Annotated in this window: 15 protein-coding genes and 1 riboswitch; of the genes, 9 read left to right on the forward strand and 6 right to left on the reverse strand. The window is 71.2% G+C overall.

The features are described 5' to 3' along the window. The first annotated feature begins 56 nt into the window (after positions 1–56). Positions 57–144: riboswitch (ZMP/ZTP riboswitch) on the forward strand. A gap of 21 nt (positions 145–165) precedes the next feature. Then, positions 166–1,020, forward strand: coding sequence for a bifunctional 5,10-methylenetetrahydrofolate dehydrogenase/5,10-methenyltetrahydrofolate cyclohydrolase (locus ACGF4C_RS17525; protein ID WP_393567146.1), 855 nt, complete (start codon positions 166–168; stop codon positions 1,018–1,020). 123 nt (positions 1,021–1,143) lie between these two features. On the opposite strand, the gene ACGF4C_RS17530 is transcribed toward ACGF4C_RS17525, so the two are convergent. The 3 genes from ACGF4C_RS17530 to ACGF4C_RS17540 all read right to left on the reverse strand — a co-directional run bounded on the left by ACGF4C_RS17530 (position 1,144) and on the right by ACGF4C_RS17540 (position 4,135). Continuing rightward, on the reverse strand, positions 1,144–2,562 hold the full coding sequence (locus tag ACGF4C_RS17530) for an aldehyde dehydrogenase family protein (protein ID WP_393567148.1): 1,419 nt from the start codon (positions 2,560–2,562) through the stop codon (positions 1,144–1,146). A gap of 92 nt (positions 2,563–2,654) precedes the next feature. Next, positions 2,655–3,818: an NAD(P)/FAD-dependent oxidoreductase gene (locus ACGF4C_RS17535; protein ID WP_393567150.1), complete on the reverse strand. Its 1,164-nt coding sequence runs from the start codon at positions 3,816–3,818 to the stop codon at positions 2,655–2,657. Further along, complete coding sequence (locus tag ACGF4C_RS17540) at positions 3,815–4,135, reverse strand: bifunctional 3-phenylpropionate/cinnamic acid dioxygenase ferredoxin subunit (RefSeq protein WP_030411057.1); 321 nt, start codon at positions 4,133–4,135, stop codon at positions 3,815–3,817. The genes ACGF4C_RS17535 and ACGF4C_RS17540 overlap by 4 nt, the downstream gene beginning before the upstream one ends. Before the next feature lie 168 nt (positions 4,136–4,303). On the opposite strand from ACGF4C_RS17540, the gene ACGF4C_RS17545 reads away from it, so the two are divergent. The 8 genes from ACGF4C_RS17545 to ACGF4C_RS17580 all read left to right on the forward strand — a co-directional run bounded on the left by ACGF4C_RS17545 (position 4,304) and on the right by ACGF4C_RS17580 (position 15,234). After that, the gene (locus ACGF4C_RS17545; RefSeq protein WP_393567152.1) at positions 4,304–5,107 is read left to right on the forward strand and encodes an IclR family transcriptional regulator; all 804 of its coding nucleotides are present in this window, start codon (positions 4,304–4,306) and stop codon (positions 5,105–5,107) included. Positions 5,108–5,294: 187 nt separating this feature from the next. Then, the gene (locus ACGF4C_RS17550) at positions 5,295–6,380 is read left to right on the forward strand and encodes an S-(hydroxymethyl)mycothiol dehydrogenase (RefSeq protein WP_393567153.1); all 1,086 of its coding nucleotides are present in this window, start codon (positions 5,295–5,297) and stop codon (positions 6,378–6,380) included. After that, on the forward strand, positions 6,377–8,833 hold the full coding sequence (locus ACGF4C_RS17555; protein WP_393567155.1) for an FAD-dependent oxidoreductase: 2,457 nt from the start codon (positions 6,377–6,379) through the stop codon (positions 8,831–8,833). The genes ACGF4C_RS17550 and ACGF4C_RS17555 overlap by 4 nt, the downstream gene beginning before the upstream one ends. A gap of 128 nt (positions 8,834–8,961) precedes the next feature. Continuing rightward, positions 8,962–10,092: an aromatic ring-hydroxylating dioxygenase subunit alpha gene (locus tag ACGF4C_RS17560; protein WP_393567157.1), complete on the forward strand. Its 1,131-nt coding sequence runs from the start codon at positions 8,962–8,964 to the stop codon at positions 10,090–10,092. Next, positions 10,085–11,551 carry an aldehyde dehydrogenase family protein gene (locus ACGF4C_RS17565; RefSeq protein ID WP_393567159.1) on the forward strand — a complete coding sequence of 489 codons (1,467 nt, stop codon included), beginning with the start codon at positions 10,085–10,087 and terminating at the stop codon, positions 11,549–11,551. The genes ACGF4C_RS17560 and ACGF4C_RS17565 overlap by 8 nt, the downstream gene beginning before the upstream one ends. A 12-nt stretch (positions 11,552–11,563) precedes the next feature. After that, positions 11,564–13,192, forward strand: a complete 1,629-nt coding sequence (locus ACGF4C_RS17570; protein ID WP_393567160.1) for an APC family permease — start codon at positions 11,564–11,566, stop codon at positions 13,190–13,192. A 28-nt stretch (positions 13,193–13,220) separates the two neighbouring features. Further along, positions 13,221–14,777, forward strand: coding sequence for a GMC family oxidoreductase (locus tag ACGF4C_RS17575; RefSeq protein ID WP_393567161.1), 1,557 nt, complete (start codon positions 13,221–13,223; stop codon positions 14,775–14,777). Between the two features lie 82 nt (positions 14,778–14,859). After that, complete coding sequence (locus tag ACGF4C_RS17580) at positions 14,860–15,234, forward strand: ArsR/SmtB family transcription factor (protein ID WP_393567163.1); 375 nt, start codon at positions 14,860–14,862, stop codon at positions 15,232–15,234. Between the two features lie 175 nt (positions 15,235–15,409). On the opposite strand, the gene ACGF4C_RS17585 is transcribed toward ACGF4C_RS17580, so the two are convergent. The 3 genes from ACGF4C_RS17585 to ACGF4C_RS17595 form a co-directional block, all read right to left on the reverse strand. Continuing rightward, positions 15,410–16,204: a carbon-nitrogen hydrolase family protein gene (locus ACGF4C_RS17585; RefSeq protein ID WP_393567165.1), complete on the reverse strand. Its 795-nt coding sequence runs from the start codon at positions 16,202–16,204 to the stop codon at positions 15,410–15,412. Positions 16,205–16,573: 369 nt separating this feature from the next. Next, positions 16,574–17,983 (reverse strand): aspartate ammonia-lyase, encoded by a 1,410-nt coding sequence (aspA, locus tag ACGF4C_RS17590; RefSeq protein ID WP_393567250.1) that lies wholly within the window; start codon positions 17,981–17,983, stop codon positions 16,574–16,576. Positions 17,984–18,202: 219 nt separating this feature from the next. Beyond that, positions 18,203–19,435 carry an asparaginase gene (locus ACGF4C_RS17595; protein ID WP_393567166.1) on the reverse strand — a complete coding sequence of 411 codons (1,233 nt, stop codon included), beginning with the start codon at positions 19,433–19,435 and terminating at the stop codon, positions 18,203–18,205. Between the last annotated feature and the right edge of the window lie 24 nt (positions 19,436–19,459).

Genomic DNA, 19,459 nt, shown 5'->3' on the forward strand with positions numbered 1-19,459 from the left:
GCCCCCGGCACCTCCGCGGCTCCTCACCCGTACGGGTGGGCCGTCGTCTAGAGTGGACGGCGGGCCGTGACTGGCGCTTGGGTGGAGTACCACCGGGGAGCGGCCCGGCCACCACGGCCACTGCCGCGCGCCTGGGCGATCCACGACGACGCCCAGGAGTACCCGATGTCCCCGACCGCCCGCCTCATGGACGGCACCGTGCCGGCCCGCCGGATCGTCGAGCAGGCCGCCGAGCGTGCCGCCGCCCTCACCGAGCAGACCGGCCGGACCCCGTGCCTGGCGACCGTCCTGGTGGGCGAGGACCCCGCCTCGGTGACGTACGTCCGGATGAAGCGCAACCGCTGCGAGAAGGCCGGCATCCGCTCCCGGCACGTGGCCCTGCCGGCCACCACCACGACCGGCGAACTGGTCGACACCCTCACCGCGCTCTCCCAGGACCCCGACGTGCACGGCATCCTGCTCCAGCACCCGGTCGGACCGCACATCGACGAGCGCGCCGCCTTCGAGGCCATCGCCCCCGAGAAGGACGTCGACGGCGTCACCTACCACTCCTTCGCCACCATGAGCTTCGGCGCCGAGGGCTTCGCCTCCTGCACACCCGGCGGGATCCTCCGGCTGCTCGACCACTACGGCGTCGAACTGGCCGGCAGGCACGCCGTCGTGGTCGGCCGCAGCGCGATCCTCGGCAAGCCGGTCGGGATGCTGCTGCTCGGCCGCAACGCCACCGTCACGTACTGCCACTCCCGCACCACCGACCTCGCCGCCCTCACCCGCCAGGCCGACGTCCTGATCGCCGCGGTCGGCCGGCCCCGCCTCCTCACCGCCGACCACATCAAGCCCGGCGCGGTCGTCATCGACGCCGGCTACAACCCCGGCAACATCGGCGACGTCGACTTCGACTCGGCCGCCACCCGCGCCTCCCTGATCACCCCGGTCCCCGGCGGCGTCGGCCCCATGACCATCGCCACCCTCCTGACCCAGACCGTCGACGCCGCCACCCGCCAACTCAAGGACGCCTGACCGCGGGAACCTCCCGGGGGCCGGTCCGCCCGGCCCGAGGTGATTCCTCCGAACCGCCTGCCTCGCAGTCGCCCACGGCGCTCCGTGCGCCGTACGAGGCAGGCGTTCGCCCGGTCAACGGTGCTAGAGCTGGAGCGACTTCGTCTGCAGGAATTCCCTCAGGCCGTGCGTGCCGAGTTCTCGCCCGACGCCTGACTGCCGGTATCCGCCGAAGGGGGCGAGGGGGTTGTACGCGCCGCCGTTGACGGTCACCTGGCCACACTGCATCGCGCGCGCGAAGGCGATCGCCTGCTGCTGATCGGCCGCCCAGACGGACCCCGCGAGGCCGAAGTCGGAGTCGTTGGCGAGGCGCAGTGCCTCCTCCTCGTCCTCGTACTTCATGAACGAGAGCACGGGGCCGAAGATCTCCTCCCGCGCGAGGCTCATGTCGGCAGTGACGTCGGCGAAGACGGTGGGACGGACGTAGAAACCCTGGTCGAGGTCTTCGGGGGCATCGGGGCCACCCGCGACAAGGCGGGCGCCTTCCGCCAGGCCCCTGCGGATATGGTCGCGCACCCTTTCCCGCTGGGCGCCGCTCACCACCGGGCCCAGGCGGCAATCGGGATCGGCCGGATCACCGGGTCGGTAGGCGGCGAGTTCCTTGACGGCGATGCGCACCGCCTCTTCGTAGTCATCGGCGCACACCAGCGTGCGCGTCAGGGCGTTGCAGGACTGCCCGGCGTTGCGCATGACGTCGGCGACGTTGGCGCGGACGGCCCGGGCGAGGTCGGCCCCGGGGAGGATGACGTTGGCGGACTTCCCGCCGAGCTCAAGAGCGACGGGTTTCACCGCGGCGCCGGCGACGGACCCGATGTGCTTGCCGACAGCCGTGGAACCGGTGAACGAGATCATGTCGACCCCGGGGTGGCGCACCAGTGCCTCGCCGGCTTGGGTCCCCGTGCCCGTGACGAGGTTGAAAACCCCCTCGGGGAAGCCCGCGGCCGCGACGCACTCGGTGAACATCTGGGCCGACAGCGGGGTGAGTTCCGCGGGTTTCAGCACGACCGTGCAGCCGGCGGCGAGGGCGGGCACGACCTTGCAGACGATCTGGTGCAGCGGGTAGTTCCACGGGGTGATGGCGCCGACGACCCCGACGGGCTCCAGCAGGACAAGGGAGTTGCCCACCTGCTCCTCGAAGGCGAAGTCGGCCACCAGCTCGGCGTGCAGGCGCGTCACGGTGACGGGAAGACCGGCCTGCACCCTCCGCGAGAAGCCGATGGTGGTACCCACTTCAGCGGTGATGAGCGCGGCCATCTCGTCCTGCCGGGCGGCGAGTTCGTCGGACAGCGCGGTCAGTAAGGCGGCACGGCGGGCGGGTGCGGTGGCCGCCCACCCGGGAAGGGCCGAACGGGCGGCGTCGACCGCGGCGTCGACGTCGGCCGCGGAACCGGCCGGAACGGCTGCGATGACCTGCTCGTCGGCGGGGTTGACGACCTCGATGGAATCCGTCCCGACGGCAGGTCGCCAGCGTCCTTGGATGAACACCTCGTCGTGCGCGATCACAGGCCTGCTCCTCCATACGTCACGGTTGGTAGGGGAAACCTAACCTCGTGCGCCACAGGCGCACCAGCGCGACCAGGGAGTTCGCGCCGGTGTCACAGCGGCTGGGCGGCGCGGGCGAGTTCGCGGCGGTGCCGCATGAAGGGGCGCGGGCGGTTGAGGGCGAGCACCGCGGTGGTGCGGCCGTCGCGTTCGTAGCAGGCGAGGAAGCTGCGGTCGTCGGGGGAGCCTTCGAGGATCCGCGGGGTGTCCTGGGGACCGCGGCGGCCGGCGAACTGGAGGCGGACGCCGTACTGGTCGGACCAGAAGTAGGGGAGGGCCCGGTGGGTGGTGACCGTGCGGCCGGCGAGGAGGTTGCGGGCGGCGACCGCGGCCTGTTCGGTCGCGCTGGTCCAGTGCTCGGCCCGGACGCCGGCCACCCTGGCGACGTCGCCGACCGCGACGACGTTGGGCAGCGCGGTCACGCAGCCGGCGTCGCAGACCACACCGTCGTCGAGGGGCAGTGTGGACGAGGCGAGCCAGTCGGTGTGCGGTCGGACGCCGATGCCGACCACCACCACGTCGGCGGGCAGCCGGCGGCCGTCGGACAGCTCGACCGAGGTGACGCGGGGGTCGGTGCCGGCGCCGTGCAGACCGGCCACGCCCGTGCCGGTCAGCAGGGTGACGCCGTGGTCCGCGTGCAGTGCGGTGCAGAGCCGGGCCATCTCCGCGCCGAGTTGCGGCAGGAGCGGGAGCGGGGCGGCCTCGACCACGGTGACGTCATGGCCGAGGGCGGCGCAGGAGGAGGCGACCTCGGCCCCGATGAATCCGGCGCCGATGACGACGACGCGGACCGGGCCCCGGGTCAGGTCGGCGCGCAGCGCGCGGGCGTCGTCGAGGGTGCGCAGGGTGTGGGTTCCGGCGGGCGCCGGGCCGGGGAGGCGGCGCGGGCCGGCGCCGGTGGCCAGGACCACGCCGTCGGTGGTCAGCGGCCGGCCGTGGTCCAGGAGCACCTGGCCGGCGGCGGTGTCCAGGCCGGTGGCCCGGGTGCCGAGCAGCCACTCGGCGTCGAGTTCGGCGTTCTCCTCGGCGTCGGTCAGGGCGAGCTGGTCCTGGCCGGTGGTGCCGGTGAGGAAGTCCTTGGACAGCGGCGGCCGGTCGTAGGGGCGGTGGTGCTCGTCCCCGACGATGACCAGCCGGCCGTCGAACCCCTCGGCGCGCAGGGCCCGGGCGGTGTACAGACCCGCCAGCGAGGCCCCGATGACAGCGACCGACTTCATGCGGCGGTGCCCTCCTCGGCGACGTGGTGCACGTAGATCATGCCGTCCTCGACGGTCACCGGATGGGTCCGTACGGCCCGGCGGGCGGGCAGGCAGGTGGGCGCACCGGTGCGGAGATCGAATGAAGCGGCGTGCAGCGGGCATTCGACCAGACACCCCTCCAGCCAGCCGTCGGCGAGCGAGGCGTCCTGGTGGGTGCAGGTGTCGTCGATGGCGTACAGCTGCCCGTCGGCGTTGAAGACGGCTATCGGAGGTGCGGTGTCGATGCGTACGGACTCGCCTGCGGGCAGGTCGGCAAGGTGGCAGACAGGAATCACAGGACCCCCCTGTTACTCTTCGGTATCATCGAGTTTCGTGTTGCGCACGATGGAGCGCTATGCGCAACAGAATCCAGACCGGGGACGGGCGCGTCAAGCGCTCCCCGGAATTGCCGACCGTTCAATTTCGGACCCGCGAGCGGGTGGCCAGGTGGTGAGAACCAACACATGACGGACATCGTGGAGGGGCAGACGGACGGCAAGCCGTCGAGGGGACCCGCCAGCGCCGTGCAGTCGGTGGACCGCGCGGTGACCGTTCTGGAGATCCTCGCCCGGCACGGCGAGGCCGGGGTGACCGAGGTCGCCGACGAACTGGGCGTCCACAAATCGACCGCGTTCCGGCTGCTCGGCGTGCTGGAGAGCCGCGGCCTGGTCGGGCAGGAGCAGGAGCGCGGCAAGTACTTCCTCGCGGCCGGGGTGCTGCGGCTGGCCGGCGCGGCCGCCGTCCGGCTGGACATTTCCCAGGAGGGCGCGGCGGTCTGCCGGCAACTGGCCGACGAGCTCGGGGAGACCGTCAACATCGCGGTGCTGGAGAGCGACGCCGCGGTGAACATCATGCAGGCGCGCGGCCCGGCCTCGGTCACCGCGCAGAACTGGCTCGGCCGGCGCACCCCGCTGCACGCCACCTCCAGCGGCAAGGCCCTGCTGGCCTACCAGCCGGCACCGGTCCAGGACGCCGTCCTGGGCCGGAAACTGCCCCGGCTCACCGAGCGCACGGTCACCTCGGCCGAGGAACTGCGCCGCGAGCTCAAGGAGGTCGTCGAGCGTGGTTTCGCGACGGCGGTCGAGGAACTGGAGCTGGGACTGCGCGCGGTCGCGGCACCGGTGCGCGCGCACGACGGCTCGGTGATCGGGGCGATCAGCGTGTCCGTGCCCGCCTACCGGCTGGACGACGAGCGGCTGCCCGAGGTCGTCAAGGGCACCGTCTCCGCGGCCGAGGAGCTCTCCCGCCGTATGGGATACGCCTGTTGAGCCGCTGACGGGCAAGGACGGCGGCGGGGGCGGAGCGCACAGCTCCGGCCCCGCCGCCGTTTCCGGACGCCTGAGGAGCCTTTTACGAACAGCTGGCCCGCACCCCTTGACGGTGCCGAGACGGCGTTCCCACTATGTCTCTCATCGCGCAACCAGTCGTGCACTGCGCAACACTGAGGGGTAGGGCATGCCACACGAAGTCCATGCCGTCGTCGCGGCGAAACAAGGCGCACCCGTCGAGCTCCGGACGATCCTGGTGCCGGATCCCGGCCCCGGCGAGGCACTCGTCGCCGTACAGGCCTGCGGAGTCTGCCACACCGACCTGCACTACCGGGACGGCGCGATCAACGACGAATTCCCCTTCCTCCTGGGCCACGAGGCCGCCGGAATCGTCGAAGCCGTCGGTCCCGGCGTCACCGATCTTGCCCCGGGCGACTTCGTCGTACTCGCCTGGCGCGCCCCCTGCGGCACCTGCCGGTCCTGCCGCCGCGGCCGCCCCTGGTACTGCTTCGACTCCCGCAACGCCACCCAGCCCATGACCCTCACGGACGGGACCCCGCTCACCCCCGCCCTCGGCATCGGCGCCTTCGCCGAGAAGACCCTGGTCGCCGCCGGACAGGCGGTCAAGGTCGACCCCGCCGCCCGGCCCGAAGCCGCCGGACTCATCGGCTGCGGCGTGATGGCCGGCTACGGCGCCGCCGTCCACACCGGGCAGGTGGGCAGCGGCGACACCGTCGCCGTCATCGGCTGCGGCGGCGTCGGCAACGCCGCGATCGCCGGCGCCTCCATCGCCGGAGCCCGCCGGGTCATCGCCGTCGACATCGACGAACGCAAACTCGACGGCGCCACCCGCTTCGGCGCCACCCACACCGTCAACTCCCGCCGCACCGACCCCGTCGAGGCCGTACGGGAACTCACCGGCGGTCACGGCGCGGACGTCGTGATCGACGCCGTCGGCCGCCCCGAGACCTACCGGCAGGCCTTCTACATGCGCGACCTGGCCGGCACCCTGGTCCAAGTCGGCGTCCCCACACCGGACATGACCATCGAACTGCCGCTCATCGACCTCTTCGGCCGCGGCGGCGCCCTGAAGTCCTCCTGGTACGGCGACTGCCTGCCCAGCCGCGACTTCCCCGTCCTCATCGACCGCCACCTCGGCGGACGCCTCGACCTCGACGGCTTCGTCACCGAGCGGATCACCCTCGACGAGGTCGAGTCCGCCTTCGAGAAGATGCACCGCGGCGAGGTCCTGCGATCGGTGGTGGTCCTGTGACCCCGGCCCACCCCACCACCGACGCCCGCGTCGTCATCATCGGCGCCGGCATCGTCGGCTGCTCCCTCGCCGACGAACTCACCGCCCGCGGCTGGACCGACGTCACCGTCCTCGACCAGGGCCCGCTGCCCGCCCCCGGCGGCTCCACCTCCCACGCCCCCGGCCTGGTCTTCCAAACCGGCCCCTCCAAGACCCTGACCGCCTTCGCCCGCTACACGGTCGAGAAGTTCTCCGCCCTCCAGATGGACGGCCTGTCCTGCTTCCACCCGGTCGGCGGCCTGGAACTCGCCACCACCCCCGAACGCTGGGCCGACCTGCACCGCAAGGCCGGCTGGGCCGCCTCCTGGGGCATCCGCGGCGAACTGGTCTCCCCCCGCCGCTGCAAGGAACTCTGGCCCCTCCTCGACGAAGCCATGATCCTCGGCGGCTTCCACACCCCCGACGACGGCCTGGCCCGCGCCGTCCTCGCCGCCCGCGCCCAGATGGAACGCGCACAGCAGCACGGCGCCCGCTTCCTCGACCGCCACACCGTCACCGGCATCGAGCAGGCCGACGGCCGCGTCACCGGCGTGGTCACGGACCGCGGCACCTTCCCCGCCACCCACGTCGTCTCCGCCGCCGGCTTCTGGGGCCCGGTCATCGGCCGCATGGCCGGCGTCGACGTCCCCCTGCTCCCACTCGCCCACCAGTACGCGAGGACCAAGCCGCTGCCGGAACTCGCCGGCGCCAACGACCCCCGCACCGAAGCCTCGAAGCCCATCCTCCGCTTCCAGGACCGCGACCTGTACTTCCGCGAGCACACCGACCGCCTCGGCATCGGCAGCTACGCCCACCGACCACTGCCCGTCGACGCCTTCACCGTCCTCCCCTACGACGAGGCCCGCGCCCGCAACATGGCCATGCCGTCCTCGTTCCCGTTCACCACCGAGGACTGGGCCCCGAGCTGGGAGGACAGCCGCCGGCTGATGCCCGCCCTGCGCAACACCGACATCGAGGAGGGCTTCAACGGCGTCTTCTCCTTCACCCCCGACGGCATGCCGCTCCTGGGCGAATCCGGCACACTCGGCGGCTTCTGGCTCGCCGAAGCGGTATGGGTCACCCACTCCGCCGGCGTCGCCAAAGCGGTCGCCGAATGGATGGTCGACGGCCACGCCAAGACCGACCTGCACGAATGCGACCTGCACCGCTTCGAGGACGCCCAGCGTTCCCCCGCCTACGTCCACGACCGCGGCTCCCGGCAGTTCATCGAGGTCTACGACGTCATCCACCCCCTCCAGCCCCTGGAACAGCCACGCCCGCTGCGCGTCAGCCCCTTCCACACCCGCCAGCAGGAACTCGGCGCACACTTCCTGGAAGGCGGCGGCTGGGAACGCCCGCACTGGTTCGAGGCCAACGCCCACCTCGTCACCGACACCCCGGAACGCGACCCCTGGTCGGCCCGCCACTGGTCACCCATCGCCGCCGCCGAGGCCAGGGCCACCCGCGAGCGGGTCGCCCTGTACGACATGACCCCCCTGCGCCGCCTGGAGGTCACCGGGCCCGGCGCGCTCGCCTTCCTCCAGCGCATGACCACCAACAACCTCGCGAAGAAACCGGGCGCGGTGACCTACACCCTGCTCCTCGACGAGAAGGGCGGCATCCGCTCGGACCTCACCGTGGCCCGGCTCGCCCCCGACCGCTTCCAGATCGGCGCCAACTCACCCGCCGACCTCGCCTGGTTGCAGCGCCACGCACCCACCGACGTACACCTGCGTGACATCACCTCCGGCACCTGCTGCATCGGCGTATGGGGCCCGCTCGCCCGCGACCTGGTCCAGCCGCTGACCCGCGACGACTTCTCCCACGAGGCGTTCGGCTACTTCCGCGCCAAGCAGACCTACCTCGGCCACGTCCCCGTCACGGCCCTGCGCCTCAGCTACGTCGGCGAACTCGGCTGGGAGCTCTACACCACCGCCGACCTCGGCCTCCGCCTCTGGGACACCCTCTGGGAAGCCGGAGCGCAGCACGGCGTCATCGCGGCCGGCCGGGCGGCGTTCAACAGCCTGCGCCTGGAGAAGGGCTACCGCTCCTGGGGCCACGACATGACCGAGGAGCACACCCCGTACGAAGCCGGCCTCGGCTTCGCCGTCCGGATGGACCGCGGCGACTTCCTCGGCCGCACCGCTCTCGAACAACTCCCGCCCCCACAAAGGAAATTGACGGCCCTGCTCCTCGACGACCCGGCCGCCGTCGTCCTCGGCAAGGAACCCGTCCACGTCGACGGCACACCCGCCGGCTACGTCACCAGCGCCGCCTACGGCCACACCCTCGGCCGCTGCGTCGCCTACGCCTGGCTCCCGGCCCACCTCACCACCGGCACCGGCGTACACATCGAGTACTTCGGCGAGAAACTCCCCGCCACCGTCGCCGAAGAGCCGCTGTTCGACCCGAAGATGACCCGCATCCGCCGCTAGGAGACCCCGCTGCCCGCAGCGCCTCCCGCGCACCACGCCCGCATCCTCGACCGCACCACCACGAACCCCACCGAGCCGTTCGACCCGCGCCGCCATCCCGCCGCGCCCGCCGTCTGAGGAGTCCGCCCGTGACGACGCTCCCCCTGCCACCGAGCCTCATCGCCACGCTCCCCGGCCACTACTACACCGACCCCGCGCTCTTCCGCACCGAACAGGAGCGGATCTTCGAACGCATGTGGTTCTGCGCCGTCCGCTCCGCCGACCTCGACCGGCCCGGAGCCTTCCGCACCGTCCAGGTCGGCCGCGAGAACGTCCTGATCACCCGCTCCCGCACCGGCGAACTGCGCGCCTTCCTCAACGTCTGCCGGCACCGCGGCGCCCGCCTGTGCACCGAAACCGAAGGCCAGGTCCGCCGCACCCTCCAATGCCCCTACCACGCCTGGACCTACGACCTCGACGGCAAGCTGATCGCCGCCCCCAACCTCACCAAGATGCCCGACGTCGACCGCACCACCTACGGCCTCGTCACGGTCGCCCTGCGCGAATGGCTCGGCTACGCCTGGGTGTGCCTGGCCGACGAACCCCCCTCCTTCGAGGACACCGTGATCGGCGCGGCCGTCGAACGACTCGGCGACACCGCCGCCATCGACCACTACGGCACCGAACGCCTCGCCCTCGGCAAACGCCTCACCTACGACGTACGGGCCAACTGGAAACTCATCGTCGAGAACTTCATGGAGTGCTACCACTGCGCCACCATCCACCCCGAACTCACCGAAGTCCTCCCGGAGTTCGCCGACGGCTACGCCGCCCAGTACTACGTCGGCCACGGCGCGGAGTTCGGCGACGGCGTCAAGGGCTTCACCGTCGACGGCAGCGAGGGCTTCGGCAAACTCCCCGACGTCTCCGACGACCAGGACCGCCGCTACTACGCCCTCACCGTCAAACCCACGGTCTTCGTGAACCTCGTGCCCGACCACGTCATCGTGCACCGCATGTTCCCGCTGGCCGAGGACCGCACGGTCGTCGAATGCGACTGGCTCTACGCACCCGACGTCATCGCCTCCGGCGCCGACGTGTCCCGGTCCGTCGAACTCTTCCACCGCGTCAACGCCCAGGACTTCGCCGCCTGCGAACGCACCCAGCCCGCCATGTCGTCCCGCGCCTACCGCTCCGGCGGCGTCCTCGTCCCCACCGAACACCACATCGGCATCTTCCACAGCTGGCTCCTCGAACAGTTGGGAGCCGACGGTGCCTGACCTGTTCATCGGCGGCCGCTGGACCACCCCCCGGGACGAGCGGACCCGCGAGATCCGCTGCCCCGCCGACGGCAGCCTCGTCGCCGTCGTCGACGAGGGCGGCGGCAAGGACACCGCCGACGCGATCGCCGCCGCCCGCCACGCCTTCGACCACGGCCCCTGGCCCACCACCCCGGCCGCCACCCGCGGCGACCTGCTGCTCCGCGTCGCCGGCCTCCTCGCACGCGACCGGGCCGCGCTCGCCCGCGCCGAATCCCTCGACACCGGAAAACGCCTGGCCGAGAGCGAAACCGACATCGACGACGTCGCCGCCTGCTTCCGCTACTACGGCCGGCTGGCCGGCACCGACGACGGCCGGCTGCCCGACCCCGGCACCCCCGCCATCGACAGCCGCATCGTCCACGAACCCATCGGCATCTGCGCCCTGATCACCCCCTGGAACTACCCCCTGCTGCAGACCAGTTGGAAGGTCGCACCGGCCCTGGCCGCCGGCAACACCTTCGTGCTGAAACCCAGCGAACTCACCCCCCACACCGCCCTCCACCTGATGCGGCTGCTCCAGGAGGCCCAGCTCCCCGACGGCGTCGCCAACCTCGTCCTGGGCACCGGCCCCGAGGCCGGCGCCCCGCTCACCGACCACCCCGACGTCGACATGGTCTCCTTCACCGGCGGACTGCTCACCGGCCGGCGGATCATGGCCGCCGCGGCCGGCACCGTCAAACGCGTCGCCCTCGAACTCGGCGGCAAGAACCCCAACATCGTCTTCGCCGACGCCGACTTCGACACCGCCGTCGACCACGCCCTGACGGCCGTCTTCCTGCACTCCGGACAGGTCTGCTCGGCCGGCGCCCGGCTGCTCGTCGAAGACACCCTGCACGACCGCTTCGTCGACGAGATCGTGCGCCGGGCCCGGCTGATCCGGCCCGGCGGCCCCTTCGACGCCCACGCCCGCACCGGACCGCTGATCTCCGCCGCCCACCGCGCCAAGGTCGAGGCCTACGTCGCCACCGGAATCGCCGAAGGCGCGGTGCTCCGCTGCGGCGGCACCCGCCCCGACGACCCCCACCTCACCGACGGCCACTACTACCTGCCCACCGTCCTGGACGACTGCCGGTCCACCATGACCGTGGTCCGCGAGGAGTCCTTCGGCCCCGTGCTGACCGTCGAACGCTTCACCGACGAGGACGAAGCCGTACGACTCGCCAACGACACCGTCTACGGACTCGCCGGCGCCGTCTGGACCACCGACCAGGCCCGCGCCGACCGCGTCGCCGCCGCACTGCGCCTCGGCACCGTATGGATCAACGACTACCACCCCTACCTCCCGCAGGCGGAATGGGGCGGCTTCAAACAGTCCGGCACCGGCCGCGAACTCGGCCCCGGCGGCCTGGCGGAGTACCGGGAAACCAAACACATCTGGCGCAACACGGCACCCGCGCCGGTGCACTGGTTCGACTGAGGAGGAAGGCCCTTGAGCTCACCCGACGCACCATCGGCAAGAACCACCGCACAACCGCCAAACGCCCCCCAGGCCACCGGCACCGAACCGGACGACACCGGACTCACCGAATTCGGCTACCGCCCCGAACTCCAACGCACCCTCGGCAACTTCCACACCTTCGCCGCCGGCATCAGCTACATCTCCATCCTCACCGGCACCTTCCAGCTCTTCTACTTCGGCTACGGCATCGGCGGACCCGCCTACTGGTGGTCCTGGCCCCTCGTCTTCGCCGGCCAGCTGATGATCGCCCTGTCCTTCGCCGAACTCGCCGCCCGCCACCCCGTCGCCGGCTCCGTCTACAACTGGGCGAAGAAACTCGGCAACCCGCACATCGGCTGGCTGGCCGGCTGGATGATGCTGGTCGCCTCCATCGTCTCGCTCTCCGCCGTGGCACTCGCCTACCAGCTCACCCTGCCGAAGATCTCCACCGCCTTCCAGTTCATCGGCGACGGCACCGGCACCTACGACACCGCCACCAACGGCGTCCTCCTCGCCGCCGTACTGATCCTCTTCACCACCCTCGTCAACGCCTTCGGCGTCAAACTCATGGCCCGCATCAACACCGCCGGCGTCTTCATCGAACTCATCGCCACCGTCGTGCTGATCGTGCTGTTCGCCGTCCACGTCGTCCGCGGCCCGGACGTCGTCCTCCAGACCCACCACGCCGGCGCCGGCCAGCCCCTCGGCTACCTCGGCGCCTTCCTCACCGCCTCGCTGGCCTCCGCCTACGTCATGTACGGCTTCGACACCGCCGCCTCACTCGGCGAGGAATCACTCGACCCGTCCCGCAACGCACCCCGCGCCATCCTCCGCGCCCTGATCGCCTCGTTCGTGCTCGGCGGACTCATCCTGCTGCTCGCCATGATGAGCGTGAGCAGCCTGAACGGTAAGGGACTGACCACCGACGGGCTCCAGTACGTCGTCCTCGACGTCCTGGGCGACACCGGCGGCAAGGCCATGCTGTGGTGCGTCCTCATCGCGGTCACCGTCTGCGCGCTCGCCGTGCACACCGCCGCCATCCGCCTGGCGTTCGCCATGGCCCGCGACAACAACCTCCCCGCCGCCTCCCTCATGGCCAAGGTCAGCCCGCGCTTCCGGACACCGGTCCTGCCCGCGGTCATCGTCGGGGTGCTCTCCCTCGGCGTACTGCTCCTCAACATCCGCCAGCCGCAGATCTTCTCCGTCGTCACCAGCATCGGCATCATCATGATCTACCTGGCCTATCTGCTGGTCACCGGCCCGATGCTGATCGCCAGGCTCCGCGGCCGCTGGACGCCGGCCGGCGGCGGACGGTTCACCCTCGGCCGCTGGGGCCTGCCGGTCAACGTCCTCGCCGTCCTCTGGGGCGCCGGCATGATCGTCAACCTCGCCTGGCCCCGCGACGCCGTCTACAACGCCACCCCGCCGCACCACTGGTACCTGCGCTACGGAGCCGTGCTGTTCGTCGGCGCCGTAGCTGCCGGCGGCTTCGCCTACTACTGGTGCGTCCAACGCCACCGCACCGGCGTCCTCGCCGAACACGCCGCCACCACCGACCCCACCGCGACCGGCACCACCGGCACCACCGACCCCCACCTCACCGTCACCGCCACCGACTGACCGCCCTGCCCCGGGAGGACAACACCCCATGGAACACGAGGAGTTCGACTACGTCGTCGTCGGCGGCGGCACCGCGGGAAACGTCGTCGCCGCCCGCCTCAGCGAGGACCCCACCGTCACCGTCTGCGTCCTGGAGGCCGGACCCAGCGACGTCGGCGACGACAACATCCTGCGCCTGGAACGCTGGATGGCACTGCTGGAATCCGGCTACGACTGGGACTACCCGGTCGAACCCCAGGAGAACGGCAACAGCTACATGCGGCACGCCCGCGCCAAGGTCCTCGGCGGCTGCTCCTCGCACAACTCCTGCATCGCCTTCTGGGCACCCGCCGAGGACCTCGACGGCTGGGAGGCGAACGGATGCACCGGCTGGGGCGCCCGCGACACCTTTCCGCTCTACCGGCGCCTGGAGAACAACGACGCACCCGGCGACCACCACGGCCGCACCGGCCCCGTCACCCTGCGCACCATCAAACCCACCGACCCCTGCGGCACCGCCCTCCTCGAAGCCTGCGCCCAGAGCGGCATCCCCACCACCCCCTTCAACACCGGCCGGACCGTCCTCCGCGGCGCCCACTGGTTCCAGATCAACTCCGACGAGAACAACATCCGCCAGTCCTCCTCGGTCGCCTACCTGCACCCCGTCATGGGCAACCGCCCCAACCTCGCCGTACGCACCGGCATCCGCGCCAAACACCTCCTCATCGACGACGACCGGCGCTGCACCGGCGTCGCCTACCTCGACCCCGACCTGATCCACACCCGCACGGTCCGCGCCCGCCGCGAAACCATCGTCTCCTGCGGCTCCATCGACACCCCCAAACTGCTGATGCTCTCCGGCATCGGCCCCGCCGACCACCTCCGCGACCTCGGCATCGACGTCCGCGTCCACTCACCCGGCGTCGGCGAGAACCTCCAGGACCACCCCGAGGGCGTCATCATGTGGCAGGCCAAGCAGCCCATGGTCACCGCCTCCAACCAGTGGTGGGAGATCGGCATCTTCGCCGACACCGAACCCGGCCTGGACCGCCCGGACCTGATGTTCCACTACGGCTCGGTGCCCTTCGACCTGAACACCGCCCGGCACGGCTACCCGACCTCCGAGAACGCCTTCTGCCTCACCCCGAACGTCACCCGCGCCCGCTCCCGCGGCACCGTCCGGCTCCGCACCCGCGACTTCCGCGACAAGCCCCGGGTCGACCCGCGCTACTTCACCCACGAGCACGACATCCGGGTCATGACACACGGCCTGCGGCTGGCCCGGGAGATCGCCGCCCGTCCCGCACTCGCCGACTGGACCGGCGCCGAACTCGCCCCCGGCCCCGACCTCCGCACCGACGACGAACTCCTCGACTACATCCGCACCACCCACAACACCGTCTACCACCCCTCCTGCACGGTGAAGATGGGCGCCGCCGACGACGCCATGGCACCCCTCGACGCCCGACTGCGGGTCAAGGGCGTCACGGGCCTCAGGGTCGCGGACGGCTCGGTCATGCCCGAACTCGTCACCGTCAACCCCTGCATCACCACCATGATGATCGGCGAGAAGTGCGCGGACATGGTGCGCGAGGACGGGGGCTGAAACCCCGGACGGCCGGCTGAATCCCTTGACAAGCCCACGAACGAATGAAGAGGTCTTCATATCTCATCGCTAGGATGACCCCATGGGTCACGGAATGGACGACAAAAGCACCACAACCACCCGCGAACGACTCGACGCCGTAGGCGCCGCCGACGTCGCCGCCACCCTCCAGGCCCTCTCCACCCCCTCCCGGCTACGCATCCTCGCCCGCCTCCAGGAAGGCCCCTGCGCCGTCGGCGACCTCGCCACCGCCGTCGGCATGGAACAGTCCGCCTGCTCCCACCAACTCCGCCTGCTCCGCAACCTCGGCCTCGTCACCGGCGAACGCAACGGCCGCTCCATCGTCTACGCCCTCTACGACCACCACGTCGCCGAACTCCTCGACCAAGCCCTCTATCACGTCGAACACCTCCGACTGGGTCTGCATGACGGGCCGTCAACTGCTGGTGTGGGGTGAGGAGATGGGCTCCTGAGTGCTTTCGGGTGACGGAGGGGCGGGTGCGAGGGGGCGGGTGAGGGGGTGGGGGCCGTGGGCCTTTGGCGTGACAGTCGCCCCCCGGCGCGTGGGTGGGAGGCGGCTGCCACACCTGCCGACGGCTACGGACCTGCTACGTACCTGCTTCCGATCCGCGCTACAGCCGGCGGTTGTCCAGCACCGCGACCGCCCGCCGCACCCGCGCCGTCTCCTCCGTATCCAGCTGCGCCACCAACAGCTCGGGTGCACCGCCCAGTTGGGCCCGTACCGTACCGTCCGGACCGACCAGCGCACTGCGCCCGACACCGGTCGGCGCCTTCGTCGGCACCTCCGGGTCGGCCTGCGGGTCCGGCGCGGCCTGGCCGACGGCCGCCAGCCACACCGTCGCATCCAGCGCGCGGGCCCGTACCAGCAGATCCCACTGCGCACGCTTGCCGGGACCCGCACCCCAGGAAGCGGGCAGCACCGACACCGTCGCCCCGGCATCCGCATGCGCCCGGAACAGCTCCGGGAACCGCAGGTCGTAGCAGGTCGCCAGGCCCACCCGGACGCCCTCCATGTCGATGGTCACCACCCGGCTGCCCGCGGCCACCGTGTCGGACTCCCGGAACCCGAACGCGTCATACAGATGGATCTTGTCGTACGACTCCTCGACCCCGGGCCCGGTCGCCAGCAACGTATTGGCGACCCGCCCCTCAGGCGCCGGGGTGAACATGCCCACCACCACCGTCACCCCCGTCTCCCGGGCCACCGCACGCACGCCCTCGGCCCACGGCCCGTCCAGCGGCTCCGCCACCGGCCCCAACGGCACCCCGAACCGCACCATGGACGCCTCGGGCAACACCGCCAGCCGCGCCCCCTCCCGCGCCGCCCGCCGCACGTGGTCCTGCACCGCCGCGAGGTTCTCCTTCGGCTCGGTAGACGCCGTCATCTGGCACAGCGCGATACGCATGCGATCCCTCTCTCCGACTCTCCGAAGCATCTCGTGTACGGAGCCCCGCAGGACCCCTGTACACGATTCTGATCCACTTACCGGGGGAGCGCGGTTCCGGGACGGGGTTATTCCGGGTGTGGGGCCATTTCGGTTGCGGGGTTCCGGGCGCCGGGCGGGCCGGCCGGTGATGTGGCCGCGGCCGGGAGCGACTGTACGGGCGCCGCCGACGACGACGGGCCGAGCCGGGCCGGGCCAGGCCGAGCCGGTCCGGGCTGAGCCGGTCCGGGCTGAGCCGGGCCGGGCTGAGCCGTACTGGTCCCCGTCCCCGTCCCCGTCGCCATCCCCGTCGCCGTCATCGTCACCGTCGACGTGTGCTGCGCCTCACAGTCATCTTCCCGTGCCCGCCACTTCCTCCGGCCGCAGCAGAGCGGCAAGCCGCTCGGCCGGCAACAGGCCCTGCTCCAGCACGAGTTCGGCAACCCCACGCCCGGTGGCGAGGGCTTCCTGGGCGATCGCGGTCGCCGCCGTGTACCCGATGTGCGGGTTGAGCGCGGTGACCAGCCCGATCGAATTCTCCACGCTCGCCCGGAGCGTTTCGGTGTTCGCGGTGATCCCGTCCACGCACCGCTCGGCCAGCGTCCGGCAGGCGGCCCCGAGGTGGGTGATGCTTTCGGAGAGCGAGTGCAGGATGATCGGCTCGAAGGCGTTGAGCTGGAGCTGCCCGGCCTCGGCGGCCATCGTGATGGTGACGTCGTTCCCGATCACCTCGAAGGCGACCTGGTTGACGACCTCCGGGATCACCGGGTTGACCTTGCCCGGCATGATGCTCGAACCGGCCTGTACCGGCGGGAGGTTGATCTCCGCCAGGCCCGCCCGCGGCCCGGACGACAGCAGCCGCAGGTCGTTGCAGCTCTTGGAGAGCTTGACGGCGATCCGCTTCAGCACACCGGAGAGGTGGACGAACGCCCCGCAGTCCTGCGTCGCCTCGACGAGATTGGCCGCGGTCACCAGTGGCAGCCCGGTGATGGCGGAAAGATGCCCACGGGCCGCCTCGGCGTACCCCCGGGGCGCATTGAGGCCGGTACCGATGGCCGTCGCACCGAGGTTGATCTCGTGGATGAGCAGCACGGCCTCCGCCAGCCGGCTCTGGTCCTCCTCCAGCATCACCGCGTACGCGGAGAACTCCTGCCCCAGCGTCATCGGCACCGCATCCTGGAGCTGCGTCCGCCCCATCTTCAGCACCTCGCGGAACTCCTCCGCCTTGGCGGCAAAGCTCGCCCGCAACACACCCATCGCATCGACCAGCTCCCGCACCGCCATGATCGTGGCGACCTTGACCGCGGTCGGATACACATCGTTCGTCGACTGCCCAAGATTGACATGCTCGTTCGGGTGCAGCTGGACATAGTCGCCCTTCGCATGCCCGAGGATCTCCAACGCCCGATTGGCGATCACCTCATTGGCGTTCATGTTCGTCGAGGTACCGGCACCCCCCTGAACCACGTCAACCACGAACTGCTCATGCAGCCGCCCCTCCACCCGGATCTCGCGGCAGGCAGCAACAATCGCCTCCGCCCGCTCCCGATCGAGCAGCCCCAGATCCTGGTTGGCCCGCGCCGCAGCCTCCTTGACGGCAGCCAGCGCATTGATCAGATGCGGATAGGCAGAGATCGCCATCCCACTGATCGGAAAGTTCTCCACGGCCCGCAACGTATGCACACCCCAGTAGGCCTCAGCGGGTATCTCCCGATCCCCCAACAGATCGTGTTCCCAACGGTGATCAGTAGCAGCAGTCACGGCAGTCACGAAAAACGTCCTTCGGGGGAGTGGAGCAAGGGGAACAGGAGAGGGGGAGCGGGGGAGCAGGGGAGCAGGGGATGTACGGACCCAGACACCCAGGCACCCAGGCCGCCGTGGGCGTAAACCGGGCAGGAGCGGGGGAGGATTTCATCACAGAGAGTGACCGATCCGGGAACGAATCACGCTCCGTAATCGTTGCCGGGGTATGAGGAGGCGTCAGGAGGCAGCAGGAGACAGGGAGTTGGGGCTGGCGGGGGAAGTGGAAGCAGGAGCGGAAACCGGAGCGTGCATGGGCGAAGCGGGCATGGACGAAGCGGGCATGGACAGGGCACCCGCCGCCCGCAGCGCTCCGACCGGTGCGCCGCCCCCGATGACCGGTGTGGCGGCGAAGTCGGCGAGGACGTCCGGATCGACACCGCAGCGCGCCAGGGCAGCCGCCGTCACGGGCATCCGGGCGCGGTCGGCGCCGTCGGCTATCTTCACGCCGACCGCCCGCCCGTCCGGGAGGGCCGCGATTTGAACGCCCTCGAAGCCGTCCTTGGCGAGCAACCCGGGGACCGCGCGCACCAGCCGGGCGGTGTCCCGGTCGACGCCGGAGACCATCTCGGGGTGGGTACGCATGGCGTGCGCGACCCGGCCCTCGTAGGTGTCGGGGGCTGCCGTCCCGAGCCGGGCGGCGGCCCGGGTCAGGCCGTGCAGGGAGACCGCGAAGAGCGGGGCGCCGCAGCCGTCGACGGTGACGCGGGCGATGCGCTGGCCGGTGAGGTCCTCGACCGTCGCGGCGATCTCCCGCTGTAGCGGGTGGTCCGGGTCGAGGTAGGTGTCCGGTCGCCAGCCCCGGGCCAGGGTCGTCAGCACCATTGCGGCGTGCTTGCCCGAGCAGTTCTGGGTGAGGCGGGTGGGGCCCAGGCCGCGACGGAGCCACTCGTCGCGTTCGGCGGGCCCGTACGGCAGGTCGGGGACGTTGCGCAGGGCGTCGTCGGTCAGGCCGGCGGTGGCGAGCATGCGACGGGCGGTGGCCAGGTGGCGTTCGTCGCCGGAGTGGCTGGCCGCGGCGAGGGCCAGTGCCTCGTCGTCCAGGGGCGGCAGGCCCGCGCGGAGCAGGCCGACGGCCTGGAGCGGCTTGAGGGCCGAGCGCGGGTAGAAAGCGGCCTCGATGTCGCCGGCCTGGAACTGCACGCTCCCGTCGGCGGCCAGCACCACGACCGAGCCGTGGTGGACGCCCTCGATGATGTCGCCGCGCACCACGTGGGCGAGGGGGGCGTGGGCGGGTTCACGGATCTCGGGCGGGGGTGACACCTCGGCCGGGTTCGCCACCTCAGGCGGGTTCGACACCTCGGCCGGGTTCGATACCTCGGCCGGGTTCGATACCTCGGCCGGGTTCGACACCTGCGGCGGGTTCGATACCTCGGGCGGGTTGGGAACCGCGCTGTCCCTTGTCGCGCTCATTGCCCTCATCGACCTCAGGGCCCC

The sequence above is a fragment of the Streptomyces sp. NPDC048197 genome (assembly GCF_043202395.1).
GTDB lineage: Bacteria > Actinomycetota > Actinomycetes > Streptomycetales > Streptomycetaceae > Streptomyces > Streptomyces siderophoricus.